This window comes from Streptomyces sp. NPDC031121, from assembly GCF_055570615.1.
The window spans coordinates 91,852-104,874 of the sequence record NZ_JBVIGV010000015.1; the positions used below are offsets into that span (position 1 = coordinate 91,852).

General features: G+C 68.3%; 11 protein-coding genes. 7 read left to right on the forward strand and 4 right to left on the reverse strand.

The window, feature by feature from the left end; translation table 11 throughout:
- Nucleotides 1-163 precede the first annotated feature (163 nt).
- The 4 genes from ACZ462_RS26345 (at nucleotide 164) to ACZ462_RS26360 (ending at nucleotide 4,410) form a co-directional block, all read left to right on the forward strand.
- A complete protein-coding gene (locus ACZ462_RS26345; RefSeq protein ID WP_467805468.1) occupies nucleotides 164-2,056 on the forward strand; it encodes a nucleotidyltransferase domain-containing protein in 1,893 nt (630 codons plus the stop codon).
- Nucleotides 2,053-3,102: a hypothetical protein gene (locus ACZ462_RS26350; RefSeq protein WP_467805470.1), complete on the forward strand. Its 1,050-nt coding sequence runs from the start codon at nucleotides 2,053-2,055 to the stop codon at nucleotides 3,100-3,102. The genes ACZ462_RS26345 and ACZ462_RS26350 overlap by 4 nt, the downstream gene beginning before the upstream one ends.
- Complete coding sequence (locus ACZ462_RS26355; RefSeq protein WP_467805471.1) at nucleotides 3,099-3,887, forward strand: SDR family NAD(P)-dependent oxidoreductase; 789 nt, start codon at nucleotides 3,099-3,101, stop codon at nucleotides 3,885-3,887. The genes ACZ462_RS26350 and ACZ462_RS26355 overlap by 4 nt, the downstream gene beginning before the upstream one ends.
- Before the next feature lie 97 nt (nucleotides 3,888-3,984).
- On the forward strand, nucleotides 3,985-4,410 hold the full coding sequence (locus ACZ462_RS26360; RefSeq protein ID WP_467805472.1) for an NUDIX hydrolase: 426 nt from the start codon (nucleotides 3,985-3,987) through the stop codon (nucleotides 4,408-4,410).
- Nucleotides 4,411-5,320: 910 nt separating this feature from the next.
- Here ACZ462_RS26360 and ACZ462_RS26365 read toward each other — a convergent pair.
- The 4 genes from ACZ462_RS26365 to ACZ462_RS26380 all read right to left on the reverse strand — a co-directional run bounded on the left by ACZ462_RS26365 (nucleotide 5,321) and on the right by ACZ462_RS26380 (nucleotide 10,517).
- A complete protein-coding gene (locus ACZ462_RS26365; RefSeq protein WP_395509896.1) occupies nucleotides 5,321-6,607 on the reverse strand; it encodes a hypothetical protein in 1,287 nt (428 codons plus the stop codon).
- A 58-nt stretch (nucleotides 6,608-6,665) separates the two neighbouring features.
- Nucleotides 6,666-7,091, reverse strand: coding sequence for a hypothetical protein (locus ACZ462_RS26370; RefSeq protein ID WP_467805473.1), 426 nt, complete (start codon nucleotides 7,089-7,091; stop codon nucleotides 6,666-6,668).
- A gap of 2,199 nt (nucleotides 7,092-9,290) precedes the next feature.
- Nucleotides 9,291-9,422: a hypothetical protein gene (locus ACZ462_RS26375; protein WP_467805474.1), complete on the reverse strand. Its 132-nt coding sequence runs from the start codon at nucleotides 9,420-9,422 to the stop codon at nucleotides 9,291-9,293.
- Between the two features lie 759 nt (nucleotides 9,423-10,181).
- Nucleotides 10,182-10,517, reverse strand: a complete 336-nt coding sequence (locus ACZ462_RS26380; RefSeq protein WP_467805475.1) for a histone-like nucleoid-structuring protein Lsr2 — start codon at nucleotides 10,515-10,517, stop codon at nucleotides 10,182-10,184.
- A 104-nt stretch (nucleotides 10,518-10,621) separates the two neighbouring features.
- Between ACZ462_RS26380 and ACZ462_RS26385 the strand changes: the two genes are divergently transcribed.
- From ACZ462_RS26385 to ACZ462_RS26395, 3 genes are read left to right on the forward strand one after another with little or no spacing between them, the layout of a single operon-like run.
- The gene (locus ACZ462_RS26385) at nucleotides 10,622-10,903 is read left to right on the forward strand and encodes a hypothetical protein (RefSeq protein ID WP_467805476.1); all 282 of its coding nucleotides are present in this window, start codon (nucleotides 10,622-10,624) and stop codon (nucleotides 10,901-10,903) included.
- Nucleotides 10,900-11,850, forward strand: a complete 951-nt coding sequence (locus tag ACZ462_RS26390) for a single-stranded-DNA-specific exonuclease RecJ (protein ID WP_467805477.1) — start codon at nucleotides 10,900-10,902, stop codon at nucleotides 11,848-11,850. The genes ACZ462_RS26385 and ACZ462_RS26390 overlap by 4 nt, the downstream gene beginning before the upstream one ends.
- Nucleotides 11,847-12,650 (forward strand): lysostaphin resistance A-like protein, encoded by an 804-nt coding sequence (locus ACZ462_RS26395; RefSeq protein WP_467805478.1) that lies wholly within the window; start codon nucleotides 11,847-11,849, stop codon nucleotides 12,648-12,650. The genes ACZ462_RS26390 and ACZ462_RS26395 overlap by 4 nt, the downstream gene beginning before the upstream one ends.
- Nucleotides 12,651-13,023: the final 373 nt, after the last annotated feature.

Below are 13,023 nucleotides of genomic sequence, written 5' to 3' on the forward strand. Positions count from 1 at the left end.
CGTCGTCGATCCGGGCGCTTTGCTGTATCCCCCGTCCGGCTCTGTGTTGAACCCATCGGGATTGGCCGCGACCAGGCCGGATCCCGCACTTGAACCCCTTTCCCTGAACACCCACGTGGTGGGCAGCGCTTTGTGCTGCCCGCGCAGTAGGAGGAGAAGCCTGATGAATCACGAGTCCACGAAGTTGTCGGTCGCGTTCAGCGGGGCCGACAACACGGGTAAGACCACGCAGATCGGCCTGCTGGGCCGCCGGATCGGCCCGGCTGCGGCGCTCGCCGGCGCCCTGCACGACCACGACTCTCGATGGACCGACATCCGGGGCGACATGGCCGGGTGGTGGTTCGAGACGAGCCGCATCGAGGAGTTCACGGACGTCCTCGCGTCTTCTTACCTCGCGCGATCCGCCGCCCGCGGCGACGAGAGCCTGCGACTGTTCGACCGGGGCATCCCCATGCTGGAGGCGTCGGTCGCCGCCACCGTTGCCGTCCGCGAGAACCTGGCCGCCCCGGAGGCGGCCGACCGGGCACGGGCCCTGCTCGAACCGTGGGCCACGGACCTTCGCGCCGCCGAGAACGCTGAGCTTTCCCTCTACCTGGCGTTCTCCAATGACATCGGCAAGAACGTGACCCACAGCCTCGCCCACCAAGCGAGCGTCACCCCGCCCTACGACCGCTACCAGCAGGCCCTGCACGAACGACTCCACGTCATGGCCACCGAAGAGGGCCGCTTCTCGCACACGGTGCTGATCGGTGGCCGCTCCATCGTCGAGGTGCAGCGGGACATCCGGCGTCTGCTGCACCCGCGGCACCCGGCCGTCCCTGCCCGTGCCCTGGACGGGGTGCAGGTCATCGCGCTCGCCGGGCTGTCCGAGAGCGGCAAGAGCAGCGCCGGCGAGTACCTGCGCGTGCGACACGGCCACGCCCGCCTCAAGATCGGGTGGCTGCTCGACACCGCCGCCGCGCACGCCGGCCTTCCCGACCCGTACGCGGTCACGGAGGACGTCCAGGCCGAGTTGATCGTCGACGCCCTGGACCGCTACCTGACGGCCCACCACTACCTGACCGACGTGACGATCGAGTCGCTGCACTCCTTGGAGTCCACCGCCGCACTCCGGCGACTGCTCGGACGGCAGGTCACCGTCACGTACCTCGACACGCCTATGGCGGCCCGCCGCGCACGCAGCGAAACCGGAGCCGACGACGTGGCCGTACGCGACCTCGTCAAGGAGAGTCGAGGCGCGGACAGGATCGCGGGCATCGCGGACCGGGTGATCGACAACTCCGGTACACGGCTCCGCCTGGAGCGCTGCTTGGACGCGCTGGTCCTCGACCGCCACTGGCCCGCACGGCACCCGGAGACGCAGCCCGTGAACACCCTGGGCCTCCCGATCAGCCTGGAGTCCTACCTGCACAAGCTGCTGGACCGCACCACCGGCGGCGCTGACCCGGTGGTGGACCTGCTGGCCGTCACCGGGTCCGCCGCCAAGGGCAGGTACCGGAGCGGGTGGAGTGACCTCGACGTGCTCGTCGTCGCCGACAACGCCCGTTTGGGCCCCCTCGCCGACGTGCTGGCCGAACTCCGCCCCGACCTGGAGGGCGTCAAGGTCGGCGTCAGCGTCGTCACGCTCGCCGAATGCCGCACCGGCAACGTGTCCGTTCGACTCCAGCACGTGCTGGCCCAGATCGGTGCCGGTGACATCACGCCGCTGTGGGTCCGAAACGGCCTGCGGCTCCCCGCTCCGGACCCGGCCGCCATCGTGGCCGCCACCGTCATGAACGGTGTCCAGGCAACCTTCGACATCCGCCGCCAGATCCTCGCAGGCGCCGGCGATCTGCACGCCCTCTACAAGGTGACGGCGCTGTCCGCGAAGGTGCAGTTGGAGTTCCGCCGCGCACCGGTCTCCGCCGACGAGGACGCCCTGACCGCGCTCCTCGGCGCCCACGGCCACGACACCTCCCTGGCCCGAACCGCCCGTACCGACCGCGCCGCCGCCCTCGAGGCCGCCCGGATCATCCTCGACCTGTGGGACGACACCATGAACGGAGTGGAGCAGTGACCGACGAAGTCTTCGCGAAGGACTTCCCCAATCGCACGGCCGCGATTGGGGAGGTTCGTGGCCACCGCCTGATCAAACACCGCCTCTCCGTACCCCGGCTCCATGGTCTTCACGACGGGCCGGACGGCAGCCAGGTGGTCTTCGACGACGTGTTCGCTCAGGGACGGTGCGAACTCCTCCTCGGCGACCTCATCGCCCTCGCCGACCGCGACCCGAGCCACATACCCCGTCTCGTCAAGCTCGTTGAAGCCGTGTGTCACGACCTGACCGCCGCTTTCACGGACGAACGCCGACACCCCCTGAGCAGCTGCGTTCCCACCCTCTACGCCGACCGCATCCGACCCGGTGGACGCCTGGACACCTGGTACCTGCACCCCGGCCACTCCGTCGTTCCGGCCGAAGGAAACGTTCCCGCTCTCACTGTGGCCGACCTCGCCGACCACACGATCACCGTCAACGGTCGGCCGCTCACCATCAACCTCCCCGACATCGTCCGTACCACCCGCCAGATCCTGACACCGGACAGCAGCTGGGTGTGCGGACACACTCAGGGAGACCCCACCGAGCCCAACATCGCCGACCCCCTGTGCTGGCTCGACTTCGCACTCGCCGGCCTCAACACCCTTCCGGGCGAAGCCGCCAACCTCCTCTGGTACCTGATGGGCCTGGGCGGCTGGCTCGTCCCCACCTATCAACCCGACACCTACCAGCGCACCATGCGCCTCGCCCTCCCGCCCCTCACAACCCCCCGGATCACCCACCTGGACCACCACCCCCGACTCCGCCACCTCGACATCCACTACCGCTGGAACACCGGCCCCGGCCGCCGAGCCGCCCTCACCACCGCCCTGCGAGCCCTGCCCGACATCCCCTGGCACGACTTGCGCCCCTTCCTCACCCTCCGCGTCCTCGGTGTCGTCCGTCCCTGGCCCATCACGACGACCGACACCCTCCTGACGCTGATCAAAGCTGCCGAACTCCATCAGCCGAGCAGCAACGCCACCGAGTTCTTCACTCAGCACACATTCGAAACGGAGCTCTCGTGAACCCCTCCCTCTCCCTCACTGATCAGTCGCTGCGCGCCCGACCCCTGCTCGGCCGCACTGCTCTCGTCACCGGAGCCACCGGTGGCATCGGCACCGCGATCTGCCGTGCCCTCGCCACCGCCGGCGCCCACGTCGCCGTCGCCCACTACAACGAGGACGCGGCCGCCGCCGACCTCCTGGACCAGCTGCCCACCCGAGGCATCGCCGTCTCCGGTGATCTCACCGATCCGAAGTTCCCGGCCGCCCTGATCACCACCGTCACGGACGCCCTGGCACCCGTCGACATCCTGATCAACAACGCCGGCGCCTACCCCCGTATCGCCTGGGAAGACCTGAACGAGGCCGACTGGGAGCAGTCCCTCGCCGTCAACCTCCACGCTCCGCGCCGCCTGTGCCAGGCTGTCACCGCGAGCATGACGGCACGCCAGTGGGGCAGGATCGTGAACATCGGCTCGATCAACGCCCTCGTGGGCCGTCGCCAGCTCACCCCTTACGCCACGGCCAAGGCCGCGATGATCGGACTGACCCGGTCCCTGGCCCGCGATGTCGGCGTGGGCGGGATCACCGTCAACTCGGTCCTGCCCGGGGCGATCCAGGTTCCTGCCGAGAACGCCCTCCCGCCCGCCGCCCGGGTCTCCCCCGAGCACCAGATCGCCCGCCAGTGCGTTCCCCGCCGCGGGCGGCCGGAGGACGTGGCCGCCGCTGTCGCCTTCCTGGCAAGTCCTGCGGCCGGGTTCATCACCGGTCAGAGCCTCCACGTTGATGGCGGGTGGGTGATGAGCTGATCTTCTTCGGCCGGGTTCACCCCCGGTCGAATTCTCCACGGTGGTGGCGGCCGGATGATGAACTGGTCTACTCGACAGCAACGCCTGAGGAGACACAGTGAAAGAACGCGTCCGTGCCGTCCTGATCACACCGGACCGCACCATGCTCATCATCCGCCGCACCATCCCCGGCCGCGACGTCTACCACGTCCTCGTCGGCGGCGGCATCGAGGAGGGCGACCCCACACCGGAAGCGGCTCTCCATCGTGAGATCCACGAGGAGATCGCCGGGAAGGCTCACATCGTCCGGCTGCTGGGCACTCTCACCGACACCGAACGCGAAGAGATCCAGCACATCTATCTCGCCGAGGTCCGTACCTGGGCCTTCGACGACCGTACGGGCAGCGAGTTCACGCGTGACGATCGCGGCACCTACGAACTCGTCGAGACATCCCTCACCACCCCCGAGGCCCTGGCCACCCTCAACCTCCAGCCTCCCACGGTGCTGCCCCTGATCCAGAAGGTCATGTCCGAATGGGCGTGAGGCTCTGCACGGCGCGGTTCTGATCCGCAGTGCGCCGGCTGACCCTCGGCGTACGCCACTGGGAACACCGTGCGGGCCACCCACGGAACGGGTTCGACTCCTGAGCGCTGCAGACGGTCCCTGGGGCGTGTCCCTGGAGATCCATGCAGCTCCAACCACCCCAGCACCCCGGTGCGCGCGCTGCCTTCGGGCAACCGCGGCGCCGGGGTGCTGTTTTTTTTCGTGGCTCGCCTTACTCGCCCCGCGAAGGCCGTGCGCACAAGGGATCAGCAGAGCTGATCCGGATCTGACGTCGAAGAACATCCTCGCTCCGCCAGGAGTCGGCCTGGCCGACTCCATGAGCGGCTACCGCCTTGCCCTGTCCTGTGCCGGCCCGTGCACTCCAGCATCCGTACCGAACCATGACCACCACGACGGCACGCAGCATCGTTCGGGAGATCGCCCCCCGCTCCTGCCGCCGCCGCGCCCGAGACGGCGACGCCGGCAACTTGCGACCAGGGCAACCGCGCGCGGCACCGCGTGGAGCACGGCCGCCGAGAGCGGCGAGTGTTCCGAGGTGTCGGCCACCGTGACCGAGCGGCTCCGTCACAGCAAGCCCGAGTGGTCTCTTCTCGAACGGTGGCCGGCAACTGCACCAGGCTCTTGTCTTCCGCCTGATCAGCGGAGCTGATCCGGTCGGCCCTTCGGAAGATCACGTCCACGCCAGGAGTACAGCCGTGAGCCAGGCCCTCCGCTGCAGAGCAGCGGAGGGAGTCTCACTGCCGAATCCTCACCTCGTCCGGGGGAGATCGCCAGACTCCGAGCGCCTCCTCCTACCTGCCCTGTTTCGATGCCCACGATCAGGCGCGGGTCGCGAAGTACCTCTGCGGCGTACGCGTTCGGCCCTCACCCGCTGCCCGAGGGTGGCGCCTTACTGTGCTTGCCCGCCGGCTTTCGCGGCGAGGGCCTGCTGCTCGACGTGCCGTGCCGCGATGTACAGGCCCTCGCGGTTCAGGTGCCGTGAGTAGCTCGAGTCGAGGTAGAGCACGGGCACATCGCCGGCGGCCTTCAGGAGCGCAGGGTGCAGGAGGTGCTTGATGGGACCCGAGCCGCCGCCGTAGACGTAGACGACCTCGGTCGTCGCACCGGCCTGGGAGAGGACGTCGCCGAAGGACGAGGCGATCTCCTCGACCAGGTAGCCGGCCTCGTCCTCGACGAAGCCGACGGCGCGCTGGTGACGATTCTTCACCAGCACAGACGGCTTGGCGTGGAGGAAGTCCGCCAGCTGCTTGCGCGAGGAGAACTGCAGCGTGGCGTCCGACTCACTCATGCGCTCCATGGCGTTCATCAGCGCGGTGCCGTAGCCCTCGTCGAGCGTGGCTGCCGCCTCGGGGTTGAACCGCCCATCGGTGAAGACCGGGAAGTTCACGGTGCCCTCACCGACATCGACACCGATGGTGTTCTGCACCGCCACCAGATCGGAGGCCGAGACCCCTTCCACCACGGACGCGTCGCGAGTGCGCAGATCATCGAGAAGAGCCTGGGCCAGAGGTTCGCCCTTGTCGGTGATGGCGAACTGCGCGGAGGCACCCTCGGCCATCACCTGGACGTCGACGAACTGCAGGCGCACCGAGACCGGGGTGCTGAAGTTCTTGATCGTCACCAGGTGCACCGCGGGGTCGGAGCTGCCCAGCAGACCGATGAACTCTGCGGCGTAGGCGTGGCGGCGCGCGACGAACTCGGAGATCGGCAGCGCCAGGCCGGCGCGCACCTGCACGCGCAGCTCGTGACCGGGCAGCGCGCCGTTCTCGCGGACGTAGTCGCGCAGGGCCTTCGCGGCGAAGACACCCAGGACCAGGACCTTGCTCAGCTCCTGATCAGCCTTGGAGTGCTTGCCCAGTACCTCGAACTCGGTGAACTTCGAGCCGCGCACGCTCAGCGCCGCCCGGCCGAAGATCCGGCGGTCCGACGCCGCTACCAGTGTGGTGGTGAGTGAGCAGTCGATCTGGTTGTAGAAGTCGCCGGCCATCACGGAGGCCGCATCCGCGTCGGGGAGCGGCACCTTCGGCGAGGTGCGGGACGTCGAGACGACCGCGCTGGGCAGATCGATCTCGTCGAAGATCTCCCGCTTCGTATTCTGGATGACGCCCTTGACGTAGCCGTTGCCGACGTCGATGCCGCCGGTGAGGGTGATGATGTCGTTGCTGTTGGCGCTCATGAATTCGGTCCCTCGGTGTCTGTGTCGTCTGCCTGGAAAATGAGATTCACCGCGTCACTCAGCGCCGAGTACTCGCCATGATTTCGTCAATGGAGGCCTGCTTCGGAGGCTCCGGGTTCGGGCCGCTGGCACTTACCGCAGGATCCCCGACCGTCTCAACAGGTGTGGCAACCGGCTCGTGTTGGGCTACCGGCCCTGGTGCCGTCTTCTCGACGACGGCGTCGGCCTGGTCGGCGACCACGGGCCGTGGCCGCCGAACAGGCATGGCGGCCGGACGGCGCTCGGTGACCGCCTCGTCGTCCTCGCGCTGCTCGGTGCTCTCCAGGGGCGGCCGGCCGCGACGCGGCAGCTGCTCGACGGGCTTGTAGTAGACGTCGACGTATCCGTCGCGCTGAATGGACTCCCGAATGAGCAGTCGCAGCGACTGCGAGATGTTCTCCTGCTGATCGAGCCACTCGATCACCGAGGTGTCGGCAGCGGGCACGGTCCAGCGGACCTTGCGAGGTTCACTCGGCCGATTCGCCATCGCACCCACCTCGCCCTGCCACTCGCTCCTGCACTCCATCCGGTCGTTCGCGGGATGTCTCTCGCTCTGTCACATGGACTCACCACCCTTCATGTTTTCTTTTGAATGCGAATCGCTATGAGTCGACTCTAGTGTCCCTATCGAAGCCCATGCAAGTCCCACTCGATACACGAGTCGGGCTCCATTAGTGTCGTCAGTCGTCTCTGGTGGGGGCGCCTGTGAGACGCCGCAGTGCCCCTGCCGGAGACGGCTGGGCGCAAGCCGAGGGCGCCATGCGCCCATGAGTCCCCCGTGCAACGCAGCAAGGGCTCGCACGGGACACCTGAGAGACACCTGGCGTCAGGGCGTGGTCTCGGGGAAGCTGCACGGGGGCACACGCAGGCTTCCACTCGTGTCCCGACTGTGTCTCGTGAGAGACACCACCCGGCTTCCCGATGCAGATGTGTCCTCCGAGGGCACTGTGTGCGACACGGGGGCGGCACCGTTGGAGCGCGCGCGAGATGCCGTGCGGACACGCGCGGGACTTCGAGGGACCCAGGAGTAGCAGTCGGTGTCTCGTACGTGTCCCGGTCACGGCCCCTGCACGTTCCGATGGGTCACCGCAGAGACGCGAGGTGAGCGCTGATTCACGGGCCCGAGAGGCCTGACCGCACCCCTTGCTGCAGCCCTCCGGCATGTACGTGGCGACGGTCACGGACGCCGGCGGAGCGTGGCCGGCACAGCTCTGAGCGAGACACCGACGCAGTGCCGGTGCGGCGGTCGGCGCGGGGCGTCATCGACCCGACGAGGTTACGCAGAGAGAGAAGGGGCGAAGCGGGAGTAGGCCCCCACGCCCGGCGAGCGGGGGAGGAACGACGTGCTTGCGCAGCATGGGCCGCGGGGTGGAAGAGGCTCGGAGGCATCGCTGCGGAGGCCACCGCCTGGAGGAAGGCGACAACGCTCCGATACCCCTCGGGCTGCTCGCTTTGCCCGATGGGCAGGTGGTCGCAGCAGCCGGGGCCCTCTTCTTCCGATGCGTCCACGAGAGACCGCCCCGGGCTTGCCGCGCAAGAGCGAAACGAAACACGGCCCGGGGTCGGATCGTGTCGACAAGGCAGTGCCGAACGCCCGCCTCGGCCGCGGTGCGTGACGTGCGCCGGCATGCTGCCGATGCAGCACCGGAGCAACGACTGGAGCACGGCGAAGCCAGGTTGGTGCAGCCGGCGCAGCACGATGGTGCGAGGCCGGCACGCCGTCAGCGGCGAGCGATGAGGTCGAGCGTCATCCACAGCCGAAGCGGCGGCGTCGCGAGAGGGCGGATCCGCTGCCGGGCGAGGGCTGCGCCGCCTGCGGCGGCAAGGGGATGGACCGGAGCTGTGCCCCGTCGGAAGCAGACCCGTTTCCCGCCTCGTTCGTGACTCACGAGGACGGCTCGGCACGGGGGTACGGCCTTATCCCGAACGGCGAAGCAGCAGTACCACCAGAAGACGTGATGACCAGGCGAGACAGCCTGCCCCGTACCCCCGCTGAACGAAACGGGGGAGGGGTACGAGTCGAGAGGGTACGGCCCGTTTCCCCTGGTGTTCCAGGCTTTCGCCAATGCTCCAGCCGTGGAACGGTGGGATGGCGACAGAGAAGTGAAAAAGAAAAAGGGCATAAGGGAATCTGATAACACGTGTCCTGCGGCCCCTCGCTCCGCTCGGCCTCTTCACCGCGCTCCGATGACGTGTCAGACATGGCCGACGGGCCCACCGGTCGGTTGGCTCGCCGGTCCGTCGGTCGCCGGCGCTTCCTCAGGCCATGCCGGCGCTGCGCTTGAGTTACGACCCCCGACACCGCCCCGCCGCAGTCGTCCGCAGGCGTGTGGGCAGGGGTGAAGGGTGCGATGGTGGATGGGCAGGCACGCAGCGCCTGGCTCAGCCGAGAAGTGACGCATCGCGCGGTGGCCGGCAGTGCGATCCGGCCCGGGGTAGACCACTCCAGCGGGACCTTCCGGGTCGTCAGCCGGCAGTGCCGCCGCGGGAGCTGGACCGGACATCGAGATCGCACGGACCCACCGGGGTCCGCACTCGGTGGCCGCCACTCCACTCGAGTCCACGAAGAGGCGCACCACGACACGGCCCCGGCCTGAACTCGTTCTGCGAGGGAGGAGCCCGCTGCGTGGCGGAGTTGTAGAAGTCAAACAGCGAAGCCGTTGGCGAGGATGCGCTCCGGCGAAGCCGGGGACGTCGACGACGTCGACTCAACTGACGACGAGAACAGCACGGTCGTCACCGTGAACATCCCCCGCAGCGGTGACGGGATGTACATCGTCCACCTCTTGCGATGTGCGGTGACGATCGGATTCGCGTCGAGCTCCAGCGGGAGAAGGACCTGGCCGTGATCGGCGGGTCCACTACCGGGCGGCCGGAATGGGGCAGCGGCACGCAGGCCGCCGCGCCTGCACAGGCGCCAGGACCGCGGCTCTCGACTCCAGCTGTGGAGACCGCCGAGTCACCAGGAGAGGAGACTGAATGATTGCTGAAATGATTCCAGGTCGCCGGTTCCCGCAGCTGGAACGAGGCGGAGAGCATGCGCAAGGCGTTCGACGACGCCTGGCGCGGCCGGGGGCCCAAGAACGTCACCCGGCCGGTGGTTCTTCCGGGGCACTGTCCCAGGGGGCTGACGCGAGGGCGGAACTGATGTGGCGGGACGCAGGCTCGGAGCTCGTCGTCCTTCCCGCCGACTGGTCGGCCCGGGAGCAGCCGGATTCCAGCGGAACCAGGAGGTGGTCGACGCCGCCCGGGCCTTCCGCGAGGCCGGGGGCTCAGGTGCTGTGCACGGCCTTCCTCGGCCTCTGCCGGCAGCGCGGATGCCCGAAGCGATGCCAGGAGCAGCCCATGCCGGATGCACCGGGGCACGTCTCGCACGGCGCCATCCGCTGCAGGGCTCGAGTGTGAGCTGCGGGGACCAAGACGACCCGTGTGATCCATCCGGCCCGAAGACGCGCGATGGGCCCTGCAGTGTGCTGCAGGGCCCATCGGGGGTGAAGGAGAGAAATCGGCCGGGAGGCGAACATCAGGCTCGGCGCTAGTTGCTCCGATCGATGCCGTGAGCCTCGTCGTAGGCCTTCATGACCTTCTTCGGGATGCGCCCCCGATCCGCGAACTCGTAGCCCTCCTTCTTGGCCCACTCGCGGATCTTGTCTCGCTCCTCGGCAGTCGTCTCAGGTACGACTCGCTTCTTGGGCGCAGGCTTCCCGGCTTTCCGGCTGACCTCCAGGTACGACTTCAGCGCAGCCTCAAGGTCCTTCCTCTCCTCAGCTGTGAGGTCGACTTCGTACCAGGTGTCTCCCAGGCCGAAGGTCACGGTAGCCGCATCCGGCTTACCGCTGAGATCTGACTCGACAATGCTTCGAATAGCCATACCGGTGACAGTAGCCGATTGCAAGAACTTTGGAAAGCCTGTCGAACTCATTCGATATAGGCGCGCCATCTGGGACCCGAATGAGACCCAAAGGTGCTGGCAAATTGGCAGAAGAACTGACTGTTACTGCTAAAATCGCAGCAACATTGAAAGGGCGTCTCGTACCTCGTTCTCCACCGACCAGCGACCCCATCGAGAGGGCCTCCACCATGTCCACGCTTCATGCCGCCGACGACCACTCGCTCACCGACGAGGACATCGACCTCTTCACGCCGCTGTGTCAGCGCACGGGACGGTCGGATCAGTACCTGAAGGAGAACGAGCCGATATCAACGGCCACCGCGGTGTCGCCGCCGCGCGTGTCCCGGGCTGGACGACGTTGGTGACCGACCACCACGAGGAGTTCGCGTCGGGCTCGACCGCGGACATCACTGTCGACCCGCGCCGGATCGACGAGGCCTACGCCCACACCGGGGTCTGCGGTGCCCACGTCCTCTGCCAGGCGATCGAGGCATACACCCGCGTGCACCGGCCCGAGAAGCGCTGGGAGACCCGCCTGCTGCGTCTGCTCGCCGGGCTCGGCACTGTCTCCGACGTCATGCCCGTGCTGTACGCGAACCGCCGGCCGGTGCGCGATGCGATCTCGATTGCCCGCCCGCTGCGCGTCGCCGCGCCGAAGACCATCCCCCATCCCTGGAGCGGGTTCGACGCCGACCCCGATGCCATCGACATCGAGCAGTCGATACCGATGCAGCCGCCGCTGCGCACCGAGCCGCATCACCCGGTCTTCTACCGGGGCCTCGATGGCTTCGCGATCGTGCTGAAGACCTTCGCCCGGGTCGTCAGGATCCGAGACGCGCCCCCCGGCATGTACGGACTGTCGGCCAACCGGATGATGAGGCTCAACGGCCACCCGGTCGTCGTCAACCGGCCTGCCGGCCCCGACGATCTCGTCAGCGGTTCCGGCCGCGCGCCGGGGTGGTTCGACATCGTCACCAGCCTGGAGCAGCACGACGGTCTCAGCGCCATGGGACACCAGCAGGCCTGCGGCCTTCGCGTCGCGCAGGCCGAGAAGCTGGGCCACCCGGTCGCCGTGCCGCAGGAGACCGCCCGGGTCGCGCTGCTCGCTGACAGCACCGATGGCCCGAAAGGCGATCTCATACTCGGCCCGGACGCCGACTGCGACGCCGGCCCTCACGATCTGCGGCCGCTGTTCGAGCTGGTGCGCCGGACCGAGGGCCTCAAGCCCTTCGGGCACGGCTTCACCACGCCGGTCGTAGAGATCGAAACAGATCACCACGGGTGCTTGAGCCCGTACAGGAGGAGACCATGACGACGCCACCGACCACTTCGCGGCTGCTCGGCATCGGGTGGTGCGCCCTCGTGCCGTTCGCCGTCGTCGCGGTCTACCTCGGTCTGGGCACCGCCGCAGTCAGCCTCATCGGAGAGCCCATCGTCGCGACCTGCGTCCTGGGCATGCTTGTTGTCATCCTGGTCGGCTCAGTGAGGATCCAGCGGCCCCAGTGGCTCGCGCATGCGCCGGCCCCGCGGCCGCGCGTGGAAGTTCCGCGCTTCGGGCGGACCGCCGTCGGCTGCGCGGTTCTGGCATTCCTCGCCGGGCAGTCGACGGCCTTGTGGATCTACGCCACGACCGGTTCCACGGGCTTCGACGCGTCGAACCAGACGAGGCACGCGGCCGGAGTGCTGGCGACCCTGCTGCTCGCCATGGTCGCGGCTCCTGCGGGGGAGGAGGCCCTGTTCCGGGGGCTGGTCTACCCCTTGCTGCGCAAGCGGGTGAGCATCCTCGCTTCCACGCTGGTCACCGCCGTGGTGTTCGGCCTGCTGCACGGCAACGCCGTGCAGTTCGCCTCGACCCTGCCATTGGCGGTGCTCCTGGCCCTGGTCTACGAACACACGCGCGTGCTGTGGCCCTGTGTGCTCCTGCACCTGGGCTTCAACCTCGCTGCCGCCCTTGTCCCGGCGCAGGTGCTCTTCCCTCTGGCGAACCCCGTCTCCGCGGCGCTCCTGTACCTGGCTTTCGCCGGCTGCGCCTTTGGGCTCTACCGGCGGGTCGCCGGCTTGACCGCGCCAGGCGCGGTCAAGGCCTCGGGAGGCGAGTCCGCGATGCAGTGAGCGAGGTACTCAGCGTCTTCTGAAAACGATGTCGCCAAGGTCCTGACGTCCATGCCGGGGATCGGCGTCAGGACCGAAGGGCGCATCCTCATCGACGTCGGCGACGGATCCGGCGCCCAAACGAGCCTTCCTCTCTCTGCGTTCGCTGCCCCGGCCAACCGACCTCCCGCAGCTGATGCGACAAGAAGATCAGTCAAGGGGGCCGGCACGCCCAAGCCATCCTCTGCCTCGCCAGACGCCGAGCCGACATCCTCTTCGCGATGCTCCGAGACGGCACCTTCTGCGAACCCACCCCGCCCCATCAGCTGGACCCACCTCTTCGGGGTACCCGTTGATGCGCGAGCACGGTGCCACCGCCGAGGCCGACACGGTC

What these genes read in the sequence shown, in the direction of transcription:
- ACZ462_RS26375 (WP_467805474.1), bottom strand. Translation starts at nt 9,422, where the DNA reads ATGTACATCCCGTCACCGCTGCGGGGGATGTTCACGGTGACGACCGTG.
- ACZ462_RS26345 (WP_467805468.1), top strand. Translation starts at nt 164, where the DNA reads ATGAATCACGAGTCCACGAAGTTGTCGGTCGCGTTCAGCGGGGCCGAC.
- ACZ462_RS26395 (WP_467805478.1), top strand. Translation starts at nt 11,847, where the DNA reads ATGACGACGCCACCGACCACTTCGCGGCTGCTCGGCATCGGGTGGTGC.
- ACZ462_RS26365 (WP_395509896.1), bottom strand. Translation starts at nt 6,607, where the DNA reads ATGAGCGCCAACAGCAACGACATCATCACCCTCACCGGCGGCATCGAC.
- ACZ462_RS26380 (WP_467805475.1), bottom strand. Translation starts at nt 10,517, where the DNA reads ATGGCTATTCGAAGCATTGTCGAGTCAGATCTCAGCGGTAAGCCGGAT.